The organism is Thermanaeromonas sp. DSM 22490, from assembly GCF_056378755.1.
Window position 1 is genome coordinate 1 of the sequence record NZ_JBJHHE010000003.1, and the last position, 23,002, is coordinate 23,002.

The window sequence follows — 23,002 nt, forward strand, 5'->3', positions numbered from 1 at the left end:
GTTTAAACATCACCTATTATTTATCTCGTGTTTTCGACTGCAATTAGCCTTGATTTAAGGGGTTTATCACATCACTTATAGAAAAACTGGTTTCTTTGGAAAGACCGGAGGTCGCCGCACTCATCAGCAGCAAGCTGGCGAGTATCAGCTATCTGCAAGCCTCCTTGGAGATAAACACCGACCTGGCCGGACTTTCGATACCTCCGGAAAAGATGGTAAGCATTCTTGGCAACTTACTGGATAATGCCCTTTATGAGGCGAGCTTTTATGACGAGAAATGGATTAAAATAAAGATTGGGGAAGAAGAGGATTGGTTTGTATTGGAAATAACTAATCCTGGAACTATTGAACCTAAAATTCAAAACAGGATTTTTGAACCTGGATTCACCACCAAAGGAGAAAAAGGGTCTGGCATGGGTCTGTTTATTGTTAAGAATTTGGTGAATGAATACGGTGGAAACATTTATTTTGACTCACGCCTTGAGGAAGGAATAACCGTATTTACAGTCAGGTTGCCCAAGATCCCAAGACGATAGGTATTGAGTCTTGTTTCTAGCTTCGCCTCCTTAGTAGCGGGCGAAAATCCGCCCCGGAGAGACGGGGAGAAGGGGTTTGCAACAGGCTTCAGAGCCGGTAGTAAATACAGATGTTGGTATTATTCTCGGTGTCCCGGTTCACTTCGATTTTATCGATTACCTGTTGGAGTATTAATTTAAGTTGTATCCTGCTTTCCTCGCTTGCTCTCTGAATGTCTTTGAGGTCTTTTAAGACTTCAAGGATACCGTTATGGGCATCAAGTAGTTTTTGTACCCGCGCTACGATCTCCTGTTCAGATAGCCCGGAGTTTAGTTGCTGTTCTAGCTGGGCTATTTCGGAAAGAACAATATTTTTTTGGTCTATAATTGCTTCTTTTCGTTTCTTAAAAAATCCCAAATCATATTCTCCCGCCTCGAAGGCCTCCGCGGCCCGTACCAGCATGCTCTCCAGCCGGGTTAACTCCCTTCGCTTGATAGTTAGCTGGTTTTCCAGCATCTCTTTCTCGGATGGCTGTACAAACCGTGTAATACCTTTCTTAAACGTAGTAGTGGAAACCGACGATATCATTTCCAGGAAATCAGATATCACCCTTTGCTCTAGTTCGTGTGCCGCGAACTCGCCTGCCGGGCAGAAGGTCTTGCCCCGGGTAACATAGTTCTGGCACCTGTAAAAGCGGTAGGTATAGATGTGCGTGTCGCCGTTAATAGCTTTATACTTGTGATTCCTCATGGACCCCACCAGTGCTCCCCCGCAATTGCCGCACCGCAGGAGGCCCGACAAGAGATTCGAAGAGTTCTGGCTGCGGCCGCCCAGTTCTTTTTTGCGCCGCCGCCTGGCCTGGGCCTCCTCGAAAAGTTCCCGGTCGATTATTTTGGGTACTGCGTCAACCAGACAGATATCGCGCCACTTAAATGTTCCGGCATATAACTCGTTATCTAGTATATTTTTTACGGTGACGTGGGACCAGGCCATCCCTGCCACCGTCCTGAGCCCCTGCTTGTTCAAAGCTTCCGCAATACTTCTTAGTCCCATATTCTCCCGCGCGTAAGCTGTAAATATCCACCGGACTATTGCTGCCTCTGATTCGTCGATGACGTAGCCTTCTTTGGAATATTGATATCCGAACGGGCGGCGACCTAGGGGCTTGGCCTGCCTGGCCCGTTCCATCATGCCGCCGAGTACTTTTGAGGCCAACTGGGCGCGGAAATATTCAGCGAAGGCGGCGAGGATCTGCATCTGGAGCTGGCCTTGGGCGGTGGAGGTGTCGAAGCCGTCATGAACTGACATGAAGATGATGTTCCTCTTATTTAGCTCATCCACGAATAACAGGGTATCAAGCATGGACCTGGCCAGCCGGTCGAGCTCATGAACGATAACTACATTAATATCGTGCTGGGAGATGAACTTAAGGATTGTTTCCCGCTCCTTACTGGTCCCCCGCAGCACCCTGGAGCCTTTTTGCACAAACTCCAAAATATGTACCAGGTCCAACCCCTTGCGGTGGCATTCTTCTGCGATGTGAGCCTTCTGGTGCGGGATCGAGTATCTCTCATCTTTGGCTTGTTCTTGGCTGCTGACGCGGACTATTCCCAGGGCACGCTTCACGCTTTTCACCGTCCTCTATGTAACAGCATATCGTGAATTAATTTCTCCAGTGGCACAAAAATACCTGCTCAATCTGGCTAATAGGACAAACTCCCCGCTGAATAGTTTATAGTGCGGGGTATTTTTTGCGTTTCTTCCTTAATTAATTGCAGGCGAGTCGATTGGGGGAATAAGAGCAACGCCTAGAGGGGGAGGGAAGGAGGTATTTACATTGGCCAGGGTTACCCGGAGATTTGTAACCCAGTCGGGGGAGGTGATTGAACACCCCACGGAAGAACAGATGCAGGCTTTTAACGAAAAGCTCGCATACCTGGTTTGTGGCTTTCTGATATGGCAGGAAAAAGAGCAAATCAAGCGAACTCAATGCCAAAGGGACATTAAAGAATTTTTGTCTGTTATGGTAAGTTAGGCAAACAGTTTTACCGAATGAAGATGCAATATGAATATAACTTAAGCCGTATTTATGAACTGGTGATCAATTCCGAACCCTGTTATGCTTTTCTGCTGGACGGGAATTCCTTGGTGCAAAATAAATTGGTCATTGCCCATGTTTTTGCCCATAGCGATTTCTTTAAGAATAACCATTATTTTAGCCGCACTTCTAGAAAAATGGTAGAAACCATGGCTGTCCATGCTGCCAAAATAAGGGAATATGAATTTAAATACGGGCGACGGGAAGTAGAAATTTTTTTGGATGCGGCCCTGGCGATTCAAGAACATATAGATCCCCCGAGACCTTACAAACTAAAGGACCTAGAAGATGGAGAAGAAACAGATAATAACATAAACCCGATAAAGGAGACTCCCTATGACGATTTATGGGCCCTTGATAAAAAAGAGGTAAAACCCTCCATTAGGGAGCGACAGAAAAAGATACCACTCAGACCGCAAAAAGATGTGCTAGGTTTTATCATGGGCCATAGTCAGGAGCTAGAAGATTGGCAACGGGATATTCTGGCCATGCTACGAGAAGAGATGGGCTATTTTTGGCCTCAGCTAGAGACCAAAATTATGAACGAGGGGTGGGCAACTTACTGGCACCTGCGCATTATGCGAGAGCTGGACCTACCCGAAGATGAAGCTGTGGAATTTGCCCGCCTTCACGCAGCAGTCCTGCAGCCGGGCAAGACCCATATCAATCCTTATTACGTAGGTCTAAAAATTTTTGAGGATATTGAGAGGCGCTGGGACAATCCTACTGAAGAGGAGAAACGCCGCGACCCGGAGCGCAAAAGCGGCCAGGGCCGGGAAAAAATTTTTGAGGTGCGCAGCCTGGAAAATGATCTTTCTTTCATACGCAACTACCTTACCAAAGAGCTAGTAGAAGAACTGGACCTTTATTTATACGAAAGAGTAGGGCATGAATGGGTGGTGGTGGAAAAGGATTGGGAAAAAGTAAGGGATGGCCTGGTATCGCGCTTAGTTAACTGCGGTTATCCCTATATTGTGGTGGAAGACGGGGATTACGGGCGCCGAGGTGAACTATATCTTAAACATTGCTATGAAGGGTTAGAGTTAGACATTCCTTATCTCGAAAAAACCCTCCAGCATGTTTACCTTTTATGGGGGCGACCGGTGCACCTAGAGACAGTAGTAGAAGGCAAAAAGGCGGTTTTCAGCTATGATGGGAAGAAAAATACCAGGCGCCAATTCTAAATGGCAGGAAACTAGATTTAAGTGTGGAACTTAATTAATCTAACACAATTAAAGATGGAGGGCGTAGCGTGTACTGGAATCCCAAATACGAATGTTTGCCGCTGGAAGAATTGCACCAGCTTCAGCTTGAAAGGCTTAGGGCTACAGTGGAAAGGGCTTTTTTTAATGTACCCCATTATCGGCGAGCCTTTCAAGAAATAGGGTTAGAACCTGGAGACATCCAGAGCCTGGAGGATTTAGAAAAGCTCCCCTTCACTACTAAAGATGAACTGCGGGAAAATTACCCCTTCGGCATGTTTGCCGTTCCTATGAGCGAAATTGTCCGCATTCATTCTTCTTCGGGGACTACGGGTAAGCCTACAGTGGTAGGATATACCCGTCAGGATATCAATATTTGGGCCGAGCTCATGGCCCGGGCTCTGGTATGTGGAGGGGCTACCCGCAACGATATTATCCATAATGCTTACGGGTATGGGCTTTTTACGGGCGGTCTAGGGGTACACTATGGTGCTGAACGCCTAGGGGCTTCGGTAATACCTATTTCCGGCGGCAATACTAAACGCCAGGTCATGATAATGAGGGATTTTGGCAGCACCATTTTAACCTGCACCCCTTCTTATGCCTTGCATATCGCTGAAGTGATGGAGGAAATGGGTGTAAGCCCGGCAGAGCTCAAGCTAAAAGCAGGCATCTTTGGCGCTGAGCCCTGGTCCGAAAATATGCGACGAGAAATTGAGAGGCGACTGGGGATCAGCGCCGTGGATATTTATGGGTTGAGCGAAGTGATCGGGCCCGGTGTGGCCATTGAGTGCCAGGAGAAGAACGGGCTGCACATTTACGGGGATCATTTCCTGGCAGAAGTGATCGATCCTACTACGGGGGAGGTGTTACCGCCCGGCCAGGTAGGGGAACTGGTCCTCACTTCCCTCACTAAAGAAGCCTTACCGGTAATTCGCTACCGTACCCGGGACGTGACGGCTATTTTACCCGGGGAGTGCCCTTGCGGCCGCACCGGAGTACGCATCGCTCGCATTACCGGCCGCACCGATGATATGCTCATCATTCGCGGCGTTAATGTTTTCCCCTCCCAGGTGGAAAGTGTACTGCTGGAAATAGGAGGTACAGAACCCCATTACCAGCTCATTGTAGATCGCGAAGGCAGCCTCGATACCCTGGAAGTCCAGGTAGAGGTTTCCGAAAGCCTTTTCTCCGATGCAGTGCGTCGGCTGGAGGACTTGGAACACCGCATTCATCAAGAACTGGAAAGTGTATTGGGCATAAGCGTTAAAGTTACTCTGGTAGAACCCAAAACCATTGCCCGTAGCGAAGGCAAAGCCAAGAGAGTTATTGATAAACGGAAATTTTAAGGGGGAGGGGATATAATGAAAATCAAGCAACTGTCGGTATTCTTGGAGAACAAGTCCGGCCGCCTGGCAGCGGTTACACGGCTTCTGGCGGCTAAAGGTATTAACATCCGCGCTCTATCCATTGCGGATACTTCCGATTTTGGCATCTTACGCCTCATTGTTAACGATCCTTATGCTGCCTACCAGGCCCTCAAAGAAGGCGGATTCACTGTGAGCCTGACCGAGGTCCTGGGGGTGGAGATGCCAGACCGTCCCGGGGCCTTAAGCAATATCCTTACCCATTTGGAGGAAGCAGGTATAAATATAGAGTATCTTTATGCTTTCCTGGGCAAAGGCGACAACGGCGCCCTAGTTATTTTCCGGGTGGAAGACTTGAATAAAGCCATTGAAATTTTATCGGCTAAGGGTGTTAAACTCGTAGACGAAGAGAAAATCTATTCTTTATAAGGAGTGACCACATTTATGGATAAGTTTGCTCCCCGTTGTCGGGAGGCCATCTTAGAGATTAAACCCTACGTTCCGGGTAAGCCCATTGAAGAGGTACAGCGCGAATTGGGCATCAAAGATGTTATAAAGCTTGCTTCTAATGAAAATCCCTTGGGCCCTTCTCCTGATGCTGTCATGGCCTTGCGCGAAGCGGCAGAAAAAGTTTACCTTTACCCTGATGGAAATTGTTATTATCTGAAAGAAGCTTTAGCGGCCAAATTGGAGGTATCCGCGGATCAACTTATTATAGGCAACGGTACAGATGAAATCTTAAAGATGCTGGCCGAAGCCTTTGTAGATCCTGGTGATGAAATTGTAGTGGCTGATCCCACGTTTTCGGAGTATGAATTTGCTGCTCAAGTGATGGGAGGACGAGCTATTAAAGTGCCCTGTCGCGATTTCCGTCACGACCTGGAAGCCATGGTCGCGGCCATCACCGAGCGCACCCGCCTGATTTTTGTTTGTAACCCCAATAATCCCACGGGCACTATTGTGGAACAGCAGGAGTTGGACGCCTTTCTGGCTAAGGTACCCTCCCACATCCTGGTGGTCTTAGATGAAGCTTATAATGAGTACGTAACCTCTCCCGCTTACCCGGATAGTCTGGGCTATGTTCGGGCGGGTCAGCCGAACGTTATTGTCCTCAGGACTTTTTCCAAGATTTATGGCTTAGCCGGCTTAAGGGTGGGCTATGGCATTTCCCATCCGGAGATTATCAAGGCTTTAAACAGGGTGCGGGAACCCTTCAACGTTAACTTCTTAGCCCAGGTAGCGGCTATTGCGGCTCTCAAAGATGAGTACCATGTAGCTAAAAGTAAAGAGGTGAATACAGAAGGCAAAGAATTTCTCTACCAACAACTCCAGGCTCTGGGGTTAAAGTATGTACCTACCGAATCTAACTTTATTTTTGTAGATATAGTGCGGGATAGCCGAGAGGTCTTTACCAAACTGCTCAAAAAAGGAGTTATTGTCCGGACAGGGGATATTTTTGGCTACCCCACTTTCCTACGCATTACTATAGGTACTCGGCGCCAAAACCAAAGGTTAATCGACGCTTTACGCGAGGTTCTCGCTGAACAGCCCTAAAAAAATTAGTAATATATCCCTCCTTTGACGGATATTAATGAAATAGCAGGATCCGGAAGGAGGGATTTCTTTGCAGCGGTGGACTAAAATTTGGGCGGCGGGAATAATTTTCTCCTTACTAGTAGCTGTACTTAGCGGCTGCGGCCTGGCCAGGCGCTTGAGCGGTAAACAAGATTCTCAGGTTGAGATACAAACGCCTCAGCCAGGGCCAGGGCTTAGTCGGCCGGAAAGTCCTCAAGTATCTGAGAGTAAAGAAACGAGGAAAGTTGTACTTTATTTTGCCGACCCTACGGGACAAAAGTTGGTGGCCGAAGAGCGTGTCATTCCTAAAGTAGAGGGGATCGCACGGGCCACTGTGGAAGAATTAATTAAGGGACCGGCGCCGGGATCACAACTGCTACCTACCATCCCCAAAGGGACTGTACTTAAAGATATCAACATCCGGCCTGATGGATTGGCGAGGGTGGATTTCAGCAAAGAGTTGGTAACTAACCATAGCGGCGGTTCTTTAGGCGAAAGTTTGACAGTTTATTCCATTGTCAACACCTTGACTCAGTTTCCCACTGTTAAGCAGGTACAAATACTGGTGGAAGGGCAATATGTAGAGACCATTGCAGGCCACTTGAATGTCTCTTCAGCCATGACGCGGAATGAGGCTATAATTAAAAAAGATTAAAGGGCTCTGCGCCGATTAAAAAATGGCATGTTCCATAGGAGTGCATAGGCACTCCTTTTATTTTTTACCAATTCTAGGGTTGGGGAGGAAAGTCGACATAAATAGCGAATTAGTTTCTTGTTACCAGGTTTACCAGAAAGGAGAGAGGAGAGTGTCGAAAGGGCGGCGGTGTGGAGCGGGCTACCGCCAACCGTGGGGGCAGGTGTTGGCCTTTACCTTTTGCTTATTTTTCTATATGGCTGCAAGTATATTTTTAAACTTGCCGGCTGTGGCAGCTCCCAATAAGATTAATCTCTATTTTAACGGTAACCTGCTAAATCCGGTGGTAGCGCCTTATATCGATACTAACGGGCGCACCATGGTACCCATTCGGGTTATTATGGAGACTATGAATGCCCGCGTCGACTGGATAGAAGCGGAACAAAAGGTACGAATACAGCGGGGCACTGCCACCCTGGAAATGTGGATAGGTAGGCGAATAGCCAAGCTTAACGGCCAAACCCTGCAACTGGACACAGAGCCGGTACTGCGGCAGGGTACTACCATGGTACCGGTGCGGGTGATCGCCGAAAGCTTTAACGCTAGGGTAGATTGGGACCCCTCCTCCTGGAGCGTGCGCATTTGGCTAGCTGATGAGGTGAGCGTTAAACAGGTCAGGGTACGAGGAAGCTATGTTAATATCCGTCCCGGTCCTGGTTTGGAATATAATCCTCCTTTAGATGTCGTTAAAAAAGGTACCATCCTTCCGGTCTTGGGCGCTGTTCCTGGCTGGTACCAGATACAATTAGCTGACAACAGGCTCGGGTGGATTCACGCCGACCTGGTAGATATCTTAACTACCCTCCCTTCGACTGGCGGCAATGATAGGCAGGGAGATGCCGGAAAGAGACTTGAGAACTATGTGGCTGCAATCGGTAGTAATCCTATAGCCATCTTAGCAGGTCCAGGTCCTATCTATCGTCAGGTAGGTATAGCTCCCGCCGGTTCCCGGTTAAAAGTAAAAGATGAGCAACAAGGCTGGCTAAAAGTGGAACTGGAAGGAGGCCTTGCGGGCTGGTTGCCAGCCAGTTTAGTTACCCTTAAACCCTTGGAAAGCGGTGAAGAGGGCGGGAGCAGCGGAGGATCTTTGCTAATCACCGGCATAGAAGTAAAGATGGTGCCGGAAGGAATACAGCTTTGGGTACAGGGGACGAAAGCTTTTAACTATAATACCTTGCGGTTATATAATCCGCCAAGACTGGTTTGGGATATCCCCGGAGCTAACCTTAGCCTTTCCCAGGATAAGCTGCAGGTAGAAGTGGGAAGAAACGATGTGGCCCGGGTCAGGATGAGCCAGTATACGTCAGACACGGTGCGAATAGTAGTTGATTTAATGGCTTCCCTTCAGTTTACAGTGGCAGCAGCACCCGAAGGGAAAGGGCAAATCTTTTATCTGTATAAAACTTCTCTCAAAAACAGCAAAATTGTGCTGGACCCAGGGCATGGTACGGACCCCCAGGGCTCTGATCCCGGAGCCATCGGACCTACGGGAGTCAAGGAAAAAGATGTCAACCTGGCTATAGCTTTAAAGTTGACTGATCTTTTGCGGGCTGAAGGAGCTGAAGTTTACTTAACCCGCAGCGGAGAAAATACTCCTTATACGCTGGTAGAGAGGGCTCGTTACGCCAACACTTTAGGTGCCGATGTATTTATCAGCATTCATAGCAATGCTTCCCTAAACCCAGAGGTAGGGGGGACTGCTACTTATATTTACGCACCGCCAGATACCGAACTGGGTCAGCAGAGGGAAGAGCGACTGCGCCTGGCCCGCAGCATTCAAGAGGCTCTGGTAGCAGCCCTCGGGCGCCGGAATATTGGCGTCTTGGAAGCCAACTTTGCTGTTTTGAGGCACACCAATATGCCTTCGGTTTTAGTAGAGGTAGCCTTCATTTCTAATCCAGAAGAGGAACAGCTATTGAACAACCCTGCCTTCCAGGCCAGGGCAGCATCCGGTATTTTACAAGGATTAAAGAGATATTTCAATTGAAGGCACCTGTGGGGCATCGACTGTTGACAATTTAGACGGCAGCTCCCTTGCAACCAGCTATTTTCTCTGTTACAATGAGGTGTGCCTTTGGGGATATAAAAGCTTCATTTTTACTGTACTTTTATATGTGTTATATAGCAATCGCGCTACATATATAATATAGGGTTTAGTAGGCAATTAGCACTGCAGCGAAGGGCATTTTTTAAGGAGATGAACGAGGGTGCTGCCAGAACAGCCAGTGGGAGTTTTTGATTCTGGTGTGGGTGGATTGACCATTGCTCGTGAAATAGTTCGTCAGCTCCCGGCAGAAACTATTATTTACTATGGAGATACAGCCCATGTACCCTATGGTTCTAAAACAGTAGAACAGTTGGTAGCCTATGCAGATGCCATTGTACGCTTTCTCGTGGAACGGGGAGTTAAAGCTATTGTGGATGCCTGTAACACTACTTCGGCCGTAGCTCTAGGTTATCTGAAAAAGAAATATAGCCTTCCTATTGTGGGAGTTATTGAACCAGGAGTAAAAGAGGCTCTGGCAGTAACTCGCCACGGTAATATTGGTGTAATAGCCACAGAAGCGACCATCGCCAGTGGCGTCCATGTACGGCTGCTTAAATCGCTAGAACCTAGAGTAAAGGTTTATCCGCAGGCCTGTCCCCGGCTGGTACCCCTGGTAGAGGCCGGAATAATAGAAGGATCAGAGGCCCGGGAAGCAGTGACAGAATATGTAAAGCCGTTGGTTGAAGTGGGTATTGATACTTTAATTTTAGGGTGTACCCATTATCCCTTTTTAGCCCCTCTAATTCAAGAAGTGGCTGGTCCGCAGGTTATTCTGGTGGACCCGGCGGCTAGCACAGTACGGGAACTAGCAGAAATTCTCAGGGAGCAGGGTGGATTGCGCACTATCCATGGTTCTCAAGTTCATACTTTTTTTGTTAGCGGTGCGGCGGAAAGTTTTCGCAGCGTAGCCCAAAAGCTGGTGGGCTGGCCGGAACTCAAGGGCGTGCGCCAGCTCAGATTGATAGATTAATTTTTGAGTAAAGAAAGTGATGGTGAAGAGTATGACCAGAAGTGATGGCCGAGGGCCGCGGGATTTGCGGCCGGTGGTCATCGAACTCCATTATCTTAAATATGCCGAGGGTTCAGCCTTGATCAGCCTGGGTGAAACCAAGGTGCTTTGCAGCGCCAGTGTGGAGGAAAAAGTGCCGCCTTTCTTAAAGGGGACCGGCAAGGGATGGGTAACGGCTGAATATTCCCTGTTACCGCGTTCCACCAAAGAAAGAACGGTCAGGGAAGCTACTAAAGGGAGACTGAGCGGTCGCACTCATGAGATCCAGCGACTTATTGGTCGAGCTTTAAGAAGCGTGGTAGATTTGGCGGCTTTAGGAGAAAGGACTATCTGGATTGACTGCGATGTCATCCAGGCCGACGGGGGAACGAGAACGGCTGCCATCACCGGGGGCTTTATAGCCTTAACTGAAGCCCTGGCCAAGCTGGTAGAGGCAGGCGCTATCCCTTATTTACCGGTGCAAGATTTCTTGGCAGCTACCAGTGTGGGTAAGGTGGGGGGCGAAATTCTGCTGGACTTAGCTTTTGAGGAAGATTCTAACGCCCAGGTGGATATGAATATAGTTATGACCGGTAAGGGGCAGCTAGTAGAGGTTCAAGGTACGGCGGAAGGAGGCACCTTTTCCCGGGTGGAAATGGAGGAGATGCTGGACCTGGCCTGGTACGGCATTGAGCAGCTTATAAAGGTGCAGAAGGAAGTTTTAGGAAATTTAGCAGCTCGGGTGGGAGAGGGCAGTGCAGAAAAAGCTGGTGCTGGCCACGCACAACAGGGGTAAAGTTGAAGAGTTTAAAGAACTTTTAAAGCCCCTTAATTTAGAGGTATATTCTTTGCTCGATTTTCCAGCGATATCCTTGCCGCCGGAGACGGGCCGTACCTTTGAAGAAAATGCCGTATTCAAAGCCCGCTTCGTGTCCAGCCTGATAGGCCTTTCCGCTTTAGGAGATGATTCGGGTCTGGAAGTCGATGCTTTGGGGGGCGCACCCGGGGTTTATTCTTCCCGTTTTGCCGGGGCAGGGGCCAATGAGAAAGAAAACAACCAAAAATTGTTGGATTTACTTAGACCTTATCCTGCGAAGAAACGTGGAGCTCGTTTCCGCTGTGTTCTGGCACTATGTACTGCGCAAGGGGATACCTATACGGCCTCCGGGACCCTGGAAGGAGTAATCGCGGAGGAGCCTAGAGGCGAAGAAGGGTTCGGCTATGATCCTTTATTTTTAGTACCTGAATGGGGCAAAACTCTTGCCGAGCTGGGGCCCGAAATTAAAAACAGGATCAGTCACCGGGCGCGGGCTATCCAGGGATTATGGCCCGTTTTAGTAAGAGTTTTTGCTGGCGAGAGCTCTTGAACGGGGTAATATTTGAAACGAGTGATCACGCACAGTTGACGACAGAAGGTTTATGAAGTATAATAAATGGTGCTCGAGCGGGTGTAGCTCAATGGTAGAGCCCCAGCCTTCCAAGCTGGTTGCGTGGGTTCGATTCCCATCACCCGCTCCAAAAATGCAATTTACGAGGGCGCCTGTAGCTCAGCTGGACAGAGCAGCGGCCTTCTAAGCCGCGGGCCGCAGGTTCGAATCCTGCCAGGCGCGCCATGTGGAAAGTTAAAAATTAAATAATTAAATAAAACTCGTGGTGGGTGTAGCTCAGTTGGTTAGAGCACCAGGTTGTGGCCCTGGGGGTCATGGGTTCGAGTCCCTTCACCCACCCCACTTTAGAGCACCAGTGCTGGGGCGTAGCCAAGCGGTAAGGCAACGGACTTTGGATCCGTCATTCGTTGGTTCGAATCCAGCCGCCCCAGCCATTTTCATGAGACACCATGAGCCATTAGCTCAGTAGGTAGAGCACCTGACTTTTAATCAGGGTGTCGGAGGTTCGATTCCTCCATGGCTCACCAAGGGAATGGGCGCGGCGGAGGGTTACCGCCCGCCCTTTAATCTTTTAAGGGCTTCCGGGCAATAGCCCGGATTCTTCTCGTAGAGCCTGTTATAGCTTGACAGCTCTGAGAGTTATCTGATAAAATTCGGCTACGAAGCAAAGGTTCCCGTCAAGAGTGGGCTACTTTATAACCTCGGCGTAAGGTATCTACCCGGCCGAGGTATTATTCTAGTGAAGAGAATAATTTCTCTGCTTTAGTGGCAGGAAAAGCCAAGCGCCGTAGCGAAATGATCCTTTGGCTTCCAGTAAAATATGAACAAGTGTCGCAATTGAGGAGGAGCAAGGCATAAATGAAAGCAACAGTGGAAAAGCTAGAGAAAAACCGGGTGGTCCTGGAAGTGGAGGTAGAAGCTCCAAAGCTTGAGCAAGCTTTAGATAAGGCATATCGCAAGCTAGTTCGCCAGGTCAATATTCCTGGATTTCGCAGAGGCAAGGCCCCCCGGTTTATTTTGGAACGCTATCTGGGTAAAGAATCTCTCTACCATGAAGCTATAGACATGGTTATCCCCGCAGCTTACAAGCAAGCTGTAGAAGAAACAAAAATTGAGCCTATTGATCAGCCAGAAGTAGAAATCGTTCAGATAGAAGAGGGTCAACCTATCATCTTCAAAGCCACAGTGGAAGTCAAGCCCGAAGTAAACTTGGGCCAATACAAGGGGCTTCCAGTGCAGCGACCGGAGGTTAAAGTTACGGAAGAAGACATAGAAGCCTACCTTAAAGGTTTGCAGGAAAGATTTGCCCAGCTAAAGGACATAGAAGATGGCGCGGTAGAAGAGGGCGATATTGTATCGATTGATTTTAAAGGGCAGATCGATGGGCAAGATTATCCGGGCTTAAAAGGGGAAAACTATCCTTTGGAAATCGGCTCGGGTACTTTCATTCCCGGCTTTGAGGCTCAATTAATTGGTGCCAAAATAGATGAAGAGCGAGAGGTGAAGGTAACTTTTCCTGCCAATTATTACCGGGAGGAGTTAGCCGGTAAAGAAGCAGTATTCATGGTTAAAGTGCGGGGAATCAAGCGGAAACAATTAGCTCCCATCGATGATGAATTTGCCAAAGACGTCAGTGAGTTTGAGACTTTAGAAGAACTGAAGGAAGACATCAGAAAACGGCTGGAAGCCCAACAACGTCAAAGGGCAGAGGCTGAGGTACGTCGTCAAGTAGTCGATAAGGCTGTAGAAAATGCGCAAGTGGAATTGCCGCATGTTTTGGTAGAGCGGAGAGTCGCCTTTTTGATTAACGATATGGCTTTACGCCTTCAGACGCAAGGTTTGACCTTAGATAAACTCCTTGAAAAATCGGGGAAAACTATAGAACAATTGAAGGAGGATTTTAGACCCCAGGCGGAGAAGGATGTTAAGACCGAATTAGTTTTGGAAGCTATAGCTAAGGCAGAAGATATTGAGGTTACCCAGGAAGATATTGATAAAGAAGTAGAGAAAATGGCCAGCCTTCTTAAGCAAGACCCAGAAAGAGTCCGGGAAAAAATGGGAAAGGATCTGGAAGGGCTGAAATATGATATTATAATTAGAAAAACCATTGACTTCTTGGTAGACCACAGTATTTCTGTAGACGGAGGTGGAACCGAAGGTGTCGGTTCTAGTACCGATAGTAGTGGAACAGACGAGTAGGGGAGAGCGGGCATACGATATTTATTCGCGCTTGTTGAAGGATCGCATTATCTTTTTGGGCAGCCCTATTGATGATCACGTGGCCAACCTGGTTATTGCGCAGATGCTGTTTTTAGAGGCAGAGGATCCGGATAAGGATATCCACCTCTATATCAACAGTCCGGGAGGCTCTATCACAGCTGGTATGGCTATTTTCGATACCATGCAATATATCCGGCCCGACGTATCCACTATTTGTGTGGGGCTAGCTGCCAGTATGGCTGCTTTTCTGCTGGCAGCGGGAGCCAAGGGGAAAAGATACGCCCTCCCGCATAGTGAAATTATGATACACCAGCCCATGGGAGGCACCCAGGGCCAAGCGGTGGATATTGAAATTCATGCCAAGCGGATTATAAAAATCCGGGATTTATTAAACCAAATTCTAAGCGATATTACCGGCAAGCCTGTGGAGGTAATAGCTCGAGACACAGACCGCGACCATTTCATGTCTGCCGAGGAAGCCAAAGATTATGGCCTTATCGACGAGGTTATCACCAGACGCCAGCTGCCCGCCAAATAGGGACGACAGCGAGGTGACTTTTCATGTATAAATATACCGATGATAAGGGACAGCTCAAATGTTCCTTCTGCGGCAAATTGCAGGATCAAGTGAAAAAGCTGGTCGCCGGGCCGGGCGTTTATATATGCGATGAATGCATAGAGCTTTGCAATGAAATTATCGAAGAGGAATTAAACGAAGATTTGAGCCTGGAATTGGGAGAGATTCCGAAGCCGAAAGAAATTCGAGAAATCCTCGACCAGTATGTTATTGGCCAGGACCAGGCTAAAAAAGCCTTGTCTGTTGCTGTTTATAACCATTATAAGCGCATAAATTTGGGTATAAAACTCGATGATGTGGAAATCCAGAAGAGCAATATCCTCATGATCGGCCCTACGGGCAGTGGGAAAACGCTCTTGGCCCAAACGCTGGCCAAGATCCTAAATGTACCTTTTGCTATTGCTGACGCCACTTCCCTAACAGAAGCAGGGTATGTCGGTGAAGATGTAGAAAATATCCTGCTCAAACTCATCCAGGCAGCTGATTACGATGTAGAGAAAGCGGAGAAGGGTATTGTCTACATTGATGAGATAGATAAGATTGCCCGTAAATCTGAAAATCCTTCCATTACCCGGGACGTGTCAGGGGAAGGTGTACAGCAGGCTCTGCTGAAGATCCTGGAGGGCACCATTGCCAGCGTACCTCCCCAGGGAGGGCGCAAGCATCCCCACCAGGAATTTATCCAGATAGATACTACTAATATTCTCTTTATCTGTGGCGGAGCTTTTGAAGGACTGGATAAGATAATCAGGAATCGCATTGCCAAGAAGACCATGGGATTTGGTGCTGAAATTCAGGGTAAGAAAGACGTCCAGATCGGCGATATCCTAAAGCACGTTATGCCGGTGGACCTGTTGAAGTACGGCCTTATCCCTGAATTTGTCGGTAGGCTTCCCATAATAGTTACTCTGGATGCCCTGGATGAAGAAGCCCTTATCCGAGTATTGACAGAGCCGCGGAATGCTCTAGTAAAGCAATACCAGAAACTCTTCGAGATGGACGGTGTGACATTAGAGTTCAAAGAGGATGCCCTGGTAGCTGTGGCCAAAGAGGCTATTAAACGGGAGACAGGAGCCAGGGGGTTAAGGGCCATTTTAGAAGAGGTCATGCTGGACGTAATGTATGAAATACCTTCCCGCGGCAATGTCACCAAGTGTATCATAACTAAAGACGTTATCTTGCGCAAAGAAGAACCTCTCCTCCTTACTACAGTAGAACGCAAAAAAAGGAAAGAAGAAACAGCCTAAAGTTTAAAATAAACTCTAATGGTGGTACCCCACGGTTACCACCTTTTTTTTGGGTTTAAGGCTGGTATGGATAAAATGTACCTTTCTGGAGCAAGCTTTAAAACGAAACTCTCCGGAAAGGGGCTGAAGTTGTGCTGGAAGGAAATCCTAACCTGGGTGGGATCTTAACTTTTTTACAGGTTTTCCTGGCCGTGGTTATCGGTATGTATTTCTGGAATTTGCTTAAGAACCAACAGGGCAACCGGGTAGCCGTAGAAAGGGAATCTCGCAAAGAACTCGAGAAACTCCATCGCCTGCGCCAAATTTCTTTAACGGAACCTCTGGCCGAAAAAACTCGCCCTTCCTCTTTTAGCGAAATTATCGGCCAGGAAGAGGGCTTGAAAGCTTTGCGCGCCGCTCTGTGCGGTCCTAACCCTCAACATGTGATTATTTACGGTCCACCAGGAGTAGGTAAAACGGCAGCGGCCAGGTTGGTGCTGGAGGAAGCCAAGAAGAATCCCCTTTCACCTTTCAAAGAAGATGCGCAGTTTGTAGAAGTAGACGGCGCCACTTCTCGCTTTGATGAACGGGGCATTGCCGATCCCCTTATCGGGTCAGTCCATGACCCCATCTACCAAGGAGCTGGCCCTTTAGGCTTAGCCGGTATTCCCCAGCCCAAGCCAGGAGCTGTTACCAAAGCCCACGGAGGGATTCTTTTTATCGATGAGATCGGAGAGCTGCATCCCATCCAGATTAATAAACTCCTCAAAGTATTAGAAGATCGCAAAGTGCTGCTGGAGAGCGCTTATTATAGCTCCGAGGATACCAACATTCCTAGCCATATCCATGACATCTTTAAGAACGGACTGCCGGCTGACTTCCGGTTAGTGGGAGCTACTACCAGGCTTCCCCACGAAATACCGGCTGCCATCCGCTCCCGTTGCCTGGAAATATATTTTCGTCCCCTTTTGCCGGAAGAGATTGGCATTATTGTTAAGAATGCCGTTAGGAAAATCGGTCTTTCAATCCGGGAGGAAGCAGTAGAGATAATTAAGCGCTATGCCACCAACGGCCGGGAGGCTGTCAATATAGTCCAGCTGGCCGCCGGCCTGGCCATAACCGACCGCCGCAACCACATTAGCCTAGAAGATGTAGAATGGGTAGTAAGCAGCGGTCAATACTCACCCAGACAGCAATGTCGTATTCCCCGCGAACCCCAGGTGGGGGTAGTAAATGGGTTGGCTGTCTATGGACCCAATATGGGTACTCTGGTGGAACTGGAGGCTTGTGTTCATTTCGTAGGCAATCGTCGCGGCCAGGTTAAAGTAACGGGGGTGATAGAGGAAGAAGAAATGGGCAGCCAGGATGGCCGCCGGCTAAAAAGAAAAAGTATGGCCCGCAATGCCGTAGATAACGTTTTAACTGTTGTCCGCTCTCTTTTGAATATCGACCCTCTGGACTATGACATTCACCTCAACTTTCCCGGCAGTATTCCCGTAGATGGGCCCTCGGCAGGGATCAGTATGGTTATAGCCATCTATTCAGCCCTAACCGGCATACCGGTTAACAATCTGGTAGCCATTACAGGGGAAGTGTCTATTCGAGGCGCTATAAAACCGGTGGGCGGTATAGTGGCCAAAGTAGAGGCAGCCCGGCTGGCCGGTGTTAAGAAAGTATTAATACCTTTCGATAACTGGCAGGAGAGCTTCCGCCATCTTAAAGATGTCCAGGTAATCCCCGTACGCTGGGTAAACGAAGCCCTCGAGGAGGTCTTATGCCGGGAGAAATTCACCAACCGCGAAGGCTTGTCCTCCCATCCACAAGTTTTGAGCGCTTCTCCCTTAACCTCCCACCATTAGATTTTAACCGTTTTTTTCTATTGCGGAGGAATTCAATATCTCGTAGAATATAATGAAGACCTGGAGAGGAGAAGTGGTACGGGGGAGACCTGTTGGAGGTGTAAACTTTGAGTCGAACTCTTCCTTTACTTCCCTTAAGGGGGGTTATTGTTTTTCCTTATACTGTACTGCACCTGGATGTAGGGCGCGAGCGGTCTGTTAACGCCATTGAGGCTGCCATGATCCGAGATAGAGAGATTTTCCTGGCCATGCAAAAGGAAGCCCAGACCGATGAGCCGGGAGAGGAAGATATCTATACTACCGGCACGGTGGCCGAGATCAAACAGTTATTAAAGTTGCCGGGTGGGACCATTCGAATTCTAGTAGAAGGCCTCCGGAGGGGAAAAATTCTCCGCTATCTCAGTTATGATCCTTATTTGGCGGTGGAAATAGAGGAATATAGTGACGAAACGTCTACCCATAATGAGATTGAGGCTCTCATGCGCACTTTAATTAATGAATTTGAGCACTATGTTAAAATGTCCAAAAAGATCCCCCCGGAAACCGTGGTAGCGGTAGTGAGCCTGGAAGAGCCGGGGCGGTTGGCCGATGTCATTGCCTCCCATTTAACTCTCAAGCTGGTTGACAAGCAGGCCGTCCTGGAAGCTATAGATATTCAAGAACGATTGGAGCTTTTATGCGAGATCCTGGCCCGGGAGAAGGAAATATTAGAGCTAGAACGCAAAATCAATTTGCGCGTCCGCAAGCAGATGGAGAAAACGCAAAAAGAGTACTACTTGCGGGAGCAGATCAAAGCCATCCAAAAAGAACTGGGCGAGAAGGATGAGCGCTTGGCCGAAGCAGAAGAGCTGCGCGAAAAGATTGCTAAGGCCAAATTACCCAAAGAGATAGAAGAGCGTGCTCTCAAAGAAGTAGAGCGCCTGGAAAAAATGCCTCCTATGGCAGCAGAGGCCACGGTAGTACGCAATTACCTGGACTGGCTGCTGGCCCTTCCCTGGCAAAAAGAAACGCGGGACCGGCTGGACATCAAGGTGGCTGAAAAAATCTTAAATGAGGACCATTACGGGTTGGAAGAAGTTAAAGAGCGTATCCTGGAATATCTGGCCATACGCAAGCTGGCTAAAAAAATGCGGGGTCCTATCTTATGCTTTGTAGGACCGCCGGGAGTGGGCAAGACTTCTCTGGCCAAGTCCATTGCTCGGGCTTTACAGCGGAAGTTTGTGCGCATCTCCCTAGGCGGTGTCAGGGATGAAGCGGAAATACGCGGCCACCGGCGCACCTATGTGGGCGCCCTGCCGGGGCGTATCATTCAGGGCATGAAGCAGGCCGGCAGTAAGAATCCGGTCTTCTTGCTGGATGAAATTGATAAATTGAGCTCCGACTTCCGCGGGGACCCTTCTTCGGCCCTACTAGAGGTTTTGGACCCGGAGCAGAACTATATGTTTAGTGATCACTATATTGAGGTTCCATTTGATCTCTCCAAGGTAATGTTTATTACCACAGCTAACGTAGAATATTCTATTCCGCGGCCGCTGTTAGACCGGATGGAAGTGATCCGTATACCTGGCTATACCGAGGAAGAAAAAGTTAAAATAGCTCAGCTCCACCTCGTTCCTAAGCAACTTAAAGAACATGGGCTTAAAGAAAAACAACTTTTTATCTCGGAAAATGCTTTGCGCCGCATTATCCGGGAGTATACGAGGGAAGCCGGGGTACGCAACTTGGAGCGCCAAATTGCCACCCTTTGCCGCAAGACGGCGCGGGACATTGTGAGCGGCAAAGCGCAGGAGGTAAAAGTTACAGCCCAAAACGTGGATGCCTTTTTGGGCATACCCCGCTATCGCCATACTTTAGCTGAGGAAGCGGAAGTAGTAGGTGTGGCCCGGGGACTGGCCTGGACAGAAGTAGGCGGTGAAGTTCTCAATGTAGAAGTAGCTGTCTTGAACGGCAAGGGCAATCTCACCTTGACCGGAAAACTGGGCGAAGTTATGAGGGAGTCAGCCTATGCCGGTTTCAGTTACCTGCGCTCCCGGGCGAAAGATTTAGGTTTAGCTCCTGATTTCCACGAGAAATATGATATTCACATCCATGTTCCGGAAGGAGCTATTCCGAAAGACGGCCCTTCGGCCGGCATAACCATGGCTACCGCCATGGCCTCGGCACTGATTGGAGCCCCCGTCAGGCGCGATGTAGCCATGACCGGGGAGATAACCTTGAGGGGCAGGGTGTTGCCCGTAGGGGGCATCAAAGAAAAGGTCTTAGCCGCCCACCGGGCTGGGATCAAAACTGTTATACTACCCCGGGACAACGAAAAAAATCTGGAAGAGATACCTGCCCCGGTTAAGCGCAAGCTAAAATTTGTCCTGGTAGAACACATGGATGAGGTCTTAAAGGAGGCCCTGGTGCAAGGGGAGCGCTCTAGCCCTCAGCTGGAGGAACAAAAAGAGCTCCGGGAAGAGGCACCAGTAGCGACAGCCCTTGACACACCTTGCCTTTAATCGGTAATATATTACAAGACAGTTATAACTAGTTCCCTCGTCCGGCAAGGGCGGATGAGGGTTTTTTTCTAAAAGCATAAGGAGGAAACAGGCGTGCCTGCGGCTCACGAATTACCACCTGTTTATAATCCTCAAAAAGTGGAACAGAAATGGTATCAAGTTTGGGAAAAGGAAGGCTATTTTCGCGGGCTAACGGATGTAGACGGGCGGCCTACCTTTAGTATTGTGATGCCGCCCCCTAACGTCACCGGGAGTTTGCACCTCGGACACGCCCTGGATAACACCCTGCAGGATATACTCGTGCGCTGGCATCGCATGCGGGGAGATGCCACCCTCTGGATACCCGGTACCGACCATGCCGGAATTGCTACCCAGGCCCGGGTAGAGGAAGAATTGGCTAAAGAGGGCTTGAGCAAGTACGATTTGGGCCGGGAGAAATTCTTGGAGAGGGTATGGGCCTGGAAGGAGGAGTACGGTAACCGTATTACCCAGCAGTTGAGAAGGCTGGGTGCTTCCTGCGACTGGAGCCGGGAGCGTTTTACCATGGACGAAGGATGTTCCCGGGCAGTGCGCGAAGTTTTTGTGCGCCTATATGAGAAAGGGCTGATATACCGCGGCAACTATATCATCAACTGGTGTCCCCGTTGCCGTACGACTATTTCGGACATTGAAGTGGAGCATGAGGAGGAGGCCGGGCACCTGTGGTATATCCGCTATCCCTTTAAAGACGGATCAGGCAGTATAACTATTGCCACCACCAGGCCGGAAACCATGCTAGGCGATACGGCGGTAGCCGTGCACCCGGAAGATGAGCGCTATCAAAAATTTATTGGAAAAACCCTTATTTTACCGCTTATCAACCGGGAAATACCCCTGATAGCCGATGAATACGTGGACCCTAACTTTGGAACCGGTGCGGTCAAGATTACCCCGGCCCACGATCCCAACGATTTTGAAGTGGGACAAAGGCACGGGCTGCCCTCGGTTACGGTCATCGGCAAAGAGGCTATCATGACCGAGGAAGCCGGTCCTTACGCCGGTATGGACCGCTACGCCTGTCGCCGGCAAGTGGTAAAGGACCTGGAAAATCAGGGATACCTGGTGAAGGTAGAAGACCATACCCACGCCGTTGGTCATTGTTATCGCTGCGATACTGTCATCGAGCCTCTAGTGTTACCCCAGTGGTTTGTCCGTATGAAACCCCTGGCGGGTCCTGCGATACAAGCGGCGAGAGAGGGCCGGGTGCGGTTTATACCTGAACGCTTTACCAAAATTTATTTAAACTGGCTAGAAAACATCCGTGACTGGTGTATTTCTCGCCAGCTCTGGTGGGGGCACCGGATCCCGGTCTGGTATTGCCAGCAATGTGAGGAAGTGATCTGCAGTACCACAGATCCCACCGAATGCCCCTCTTGCGGCAGCACGGCTCTGGAGCAGGACCCCGATGTTCTGGATACTTGGTTTAGCTCGGCCCTCTGGCCCTTCTCCACCATGGGGTGGCCGGAAAAGACCAGGGAGCTGGAGATTTATTATCCCACTTCGGTACTGGTCACGGGCAGGGACATCATTTTCTTTTGGGTAGCGCGCATGATTTTTATGGGCCTGGAGTTTATGGAAGACGTACCCTTCCGGGAAGTGCTTATCCACGGCCTGGTCTTGGATGCCCTGGGGCGCAAGATGAGCAAATCCCTGGGGAACGGTGTAGACCCCATGGAAGTTATTGAGGAATACGGGGCCGATACCTTGCGCTTTATGCTGGTGACTGGTAACACTCCAGGTAACGACTTGCGTTTCCACCCTGAGCGGTTGGAAAGCACCCGGAATTTCTGCAACAAAATCTGGAACGCCGCTCGCTTCGTATTGTTAAACTTAACAGATTATGATCCTGACAGGGAAAAGGCCCCATATACTCTAGCCGACCGGTGGATTTTAAGCCGGTTAAACACCCTGGTCCAACAGGTAACAGCTAATATGGAAGCCTATGAAATCGGTGAAGCGGCTAGGTTGCTATACGACTTTTTCTGGGGAGAATTCTGCGACTGGTATATTGAGCTGGCCAAAATACGCCTCTACGGCGGCGATCTTGCAGCTAAAGCTACAGCCCAGCAGGTTCTGGTGGAAGTTTTAGGGACAAGCTTAAAGCTTTTGCACCCCTTTATGCCTTTTATTACGGAAGAGATTTGGCAACACCTTCCCGGGGATAAGACCAGTATAGTGATAAGCCCCTGGCCGAAAGCTAAGCCGGAAGGGCACGATGATTTAGCCGAAGAAGCCATGACACTAGTAATCGAGGTGATCAGGGCTATCCGCAACCTGCGCAGCGAAATGCGGGTAACTCCGGGCCTAAAGGCACGTGTGGTGCTGGTAGCTCCTTCAGCCACCACGCGGAAAATCCTAGAAGAGGCGCGGGTTTATCTGTCGGCCCTAGCCCAAGCAGAACCGGTGGAAATAGTTGCTTCTCTGGTCCAACCGCCGGTTAAGGCGGCTGCGGCGGTCACCGGTGGTGTAGAAATTTATTTGCCCCTGGAAGGGTTAATAGATTTAAAGAAAGAAATGGCGCGGCTGGAAAAGGAACTGGCCGCTACCCAAAAAGAATTGGAACGGGTGCGCCGGAAGCTGGCCAACCCAGACTTTATGGCCAAAGCGCCGGCCGAAGTAGTGGCCAAAGAGAAGGCGAAAGAGGATGAGCTGGGAGATAAAGAACAGGCCTTGCTCGGGCGACTGCGCTCCCTCAAAGGGTAGAGGTG

Annotated in this window: 17 protein-coding genes, 5 tRNA genes and 1 pseudogene; 22 read left to right on the forward strand and 1 reads right to left on the reverse strand. The window is 49.2% G+C overall.

The annotated features are described in order from the left end of the window. The first annotated feature begins 95 nt into the window (after window positions 1-95). The gene (locus AC1BI1_RS02820) at window positions 96-536 is read left to right on the forward strand and encodes a sensor histidine kinase (RefSeq protein ID WP_476715759.1); all 441 of its coding nucleotides are present in this window, start codon (window positions 96-98) and stop codon (window positions 534-536) included. An 88-nt stretch (window positions 537-624) separates the two neighbouring features. On the opposite strand, the gene AC1BI1_RS02825 is transcribed toward AC1BI1_RS02820, so the two are convergent. Next, window positions 625-2,142, reverse strand: coding sequence for a recombinase family protein (locus AC1BI1_RS02825; RefSeq protein ID WP_476715760.1), 1,518 nt, complete (start codon window positions 2,140-2,142; stop codon window positions 625-627). Window positions 2,143-2,353: 211 nt separating this feature from the next. On the opposite strand from AC1BI1_RS02825, the gene AC1BI1_RS02830 reads away from it, so the two are divergent. The 21 genes and pseudogenes from AC1BI1_RS02830 to AC1BI1_RS02930 all read left to right on the forward strand — a co-directional run bounded on the left by AC1BI1_RS02830 (window position 2,354) and on the right by AC1BI1_RS02930 (window position 22,997). Further along, the gene (locus AC1BI1_RS02830; protein ID WP_476715761.1) at window positions 2,354-2,551 is read left to right on the forward strand and encodes a hypothetical protein; all 198 of its coding nucleotides are present in this window, start codon (window positions 2,354-2,356) and stop codon (window positions 2,549-2,551) included. After that, a pseudogene (locus tag AC1BI1_RS02835) lies at window positions 2,551-3,798 on the forward strand (SpoVR family protein); the annotation flags it as partial. The gene AC1BI1_RS02830 and the pseudogene AC1BI1_RS02835, both read left to right, overlap by 1 nt. 68 nt (window positions 3,799-3,866) lie before the next feature. Beyond that, entirely contained in the window at window positions 3,867-5,165 is a 1,299-nt protein-coding gene (locus AC1BI1_RS02840) for a phenylacetate--CoA ligase family protein (RefSeq protein ID WP_476715762.1), read from the forward strand. Between the two features lie 15 nt (window positions 5,166-5,180). Beyond that, window positions 5,181-5,612: an ACT domain-containing protein gene (locus AC1BI1_RS02845; protein ID WP_476715763.1), complete on the forward strand. Its 432-nt coding sequence runs from the start codon at window positions 5,181-5,183 to the stop codon at window positions 5,610-5,612. A gap of 15 nt (window positions 5,613-5,627) precedes the next feature. Next, a complete protein-coding gene (gene hisC, locus AC1BI1_RS02850; RefSeq protein WP_476715764.1) occupies window positions 5,628-6,737 on the forward strand; it encodes a histidinol-phosphate transaminase in 1,110 nt (369 codons plus the stop codon). Window positions 6,738-6,807: 70 nt separating this feature from the next. Continuing rightward, window positions 6,808-7,413: a GerMN domain-containing protein gene (locus AC1BI1_RS02855; protein ID WP_476715765.1), complete on the forward strand. Its 606-nt coding sequence runs from the start codon at window positions 6,808-6,810 to the stop codon at window positions 7,411-7,413. A 151-nt stretch (window positions 7,414-7,564) separates the two neighbouring features. Further along, a complete protein-coding gene (locus tag AC1BI1_RS02860) occupies window positions 7,565-9,439 on the forward strand; it encodes an N-acetylmuramoyl-L-alanine amidase (protein ID WP_476715766.1) in 1,875 nt (624 codons plus the stop codon). Between the two features lie 220 nt (window positions 9,440-9,659). After that, window positions 9,660-10,469 carry a glutamate racemase gene (gene murI, locus AC1BI1_RS02865; RefSeq protein WP_476715767.1) on the forward strand — a complete coding sequence of 270 codons (810 nt, stop codon included), beginning with the start codon at window positions 9,660-9,662 and terminating at the stop codon, window positions 10,467-10,469. Between the two features lie 31 nt (window positions 10,470-10,500). Beyond that, entirely contained in the window at window positions 10,501-11,283 is a 783-nt protein-coding gene (gene rph, locus AC1BI1_RS02870; RefSeq protein ID WP_476715768.1) for a ribonuclease PH, read from the forward strand. Beyond that, window positions 11,243-11,854: an XTP/dITP diphosphatase gene (locus tag AC1BI1_RS02875; protein WP_476715769.1), complete on the forward strand. Its 612-nt coding sequence runs from the start codon at window positions 11,243-11,245 to the stop codon at window positions 11,852-11,854. Before rph ends, AC1BI1_RS02875 begins: the two co-directional genes overlap by 41 nt. A 77-nt stretch (window positions 11,855-11,931) precedes the next feature. Further along, window positions 11,932-12,005: transfer RNA gene (locus AC1BI1_RS02880), tRNA-Gly, on the forward strand. 18 nt (window positions 12,006-12,023) lie between these two features. Next, window positions 12,024-12,100, forward strand: a tRNA-Arg gene (locus AC1BI1_RS02885). A gap of 40 nt (window positions 12,101-12,140) precedes the next feature. Next, window positions 12,141-12,217: transfer RNA gene (locus tag AC1BI1_RS02890), tRNA-His, on the forward strand. A gap of 17 nt (window positions 12,218-12,234) precedes the next feature. Next, window positions 12,235-12,309: transfer RNA gene (locus AC1BI1_RS02895), tRNA-Gln, on the forward strand. Window positions 12,310-12,326: 17 nt separating this feature from the next. Next, window positions 12,327-12,402 (forward strand) — tRNA-Lys (locus AC1BI1_RS02900). Window positions 12,403-12,733: 331 nt separating this feature from the next. After that, window positions 12,734-14,074, forward strand: coding sequence for a trigger factor (tig, locus tag AC1BI1_RS02905; RefSeq protein WP_476715770.1), 1,341 nt, complete (start codon window positions 12,734-12,736; stop codon window positions 14,072-14,074). Continuing rightward, a complete protein-coding gene (gene clpP, locus AC1BI1_RS02910) occupies window positions 14,034-14,633 on the forward strand; it encodes an ATP-dependent Clp endopeptidase proteolytic subunit ClpP (protein ID WP_476715771.1) in 600 nt (199 codons plus the stop codon). The genes tig and clpP overlap by 41 nt, the downstream gene beginning before the upstream one ends. 23 nt (window positions 14,634-14,656) lie before the next feature. Beyond that, window positions 14,657-15,919, forward strand: coding sequence for an ATP-dependent Clp protease ATP-binding subunit ClpX (gene clpX, locus AC1BI1_RS02915; protein ID WP_476715772.1), 1,263 nt, complete (start codon window positions 14,657-14,659; stop codon window positions 15,917-15,919). 203 nt (window positions 15,920-16,122) lie between these two features. Beyond that, window positions 16,123-17,757, forward strand: a complete 1,635-nt coding sequence (gene lonB, locus AC1BI1_RS02920) for an ATP-dependent protease LonB (protein WP_476715980.1) — start codon at window positions 16,123-16,125, stop codon at window positions 17,755-17,757. A 107-nt stretch (window positions 17,758-17,864) separates the two neighbouring features. Next, window positions 17,865-20,255, forward strand: a complete 2,391-nt coding sequence (gene lon / locus AC1BI1_RS02925) for an endopeptidase La (RefSeq protein ID WP_476715773.1) — start codon at window positions 17,865-17,867, stop codon at window positions 20,253-20,255. A gap of 93 nt (window positions 20,256-20,348) precedes the next feature. After that, window positions 20,349-22,997, forward strand: coding sequence for a valine--tRNA ligase (locus tag AC1BI1_RS02930; protein WP_476715774.1), 2,649 nt, complete (start codon window positions 20,349-20,351; stop codon window positions 22,995-22,997). Window positions 22,998-23,002 lie beyond the last annotated feature (5 nt).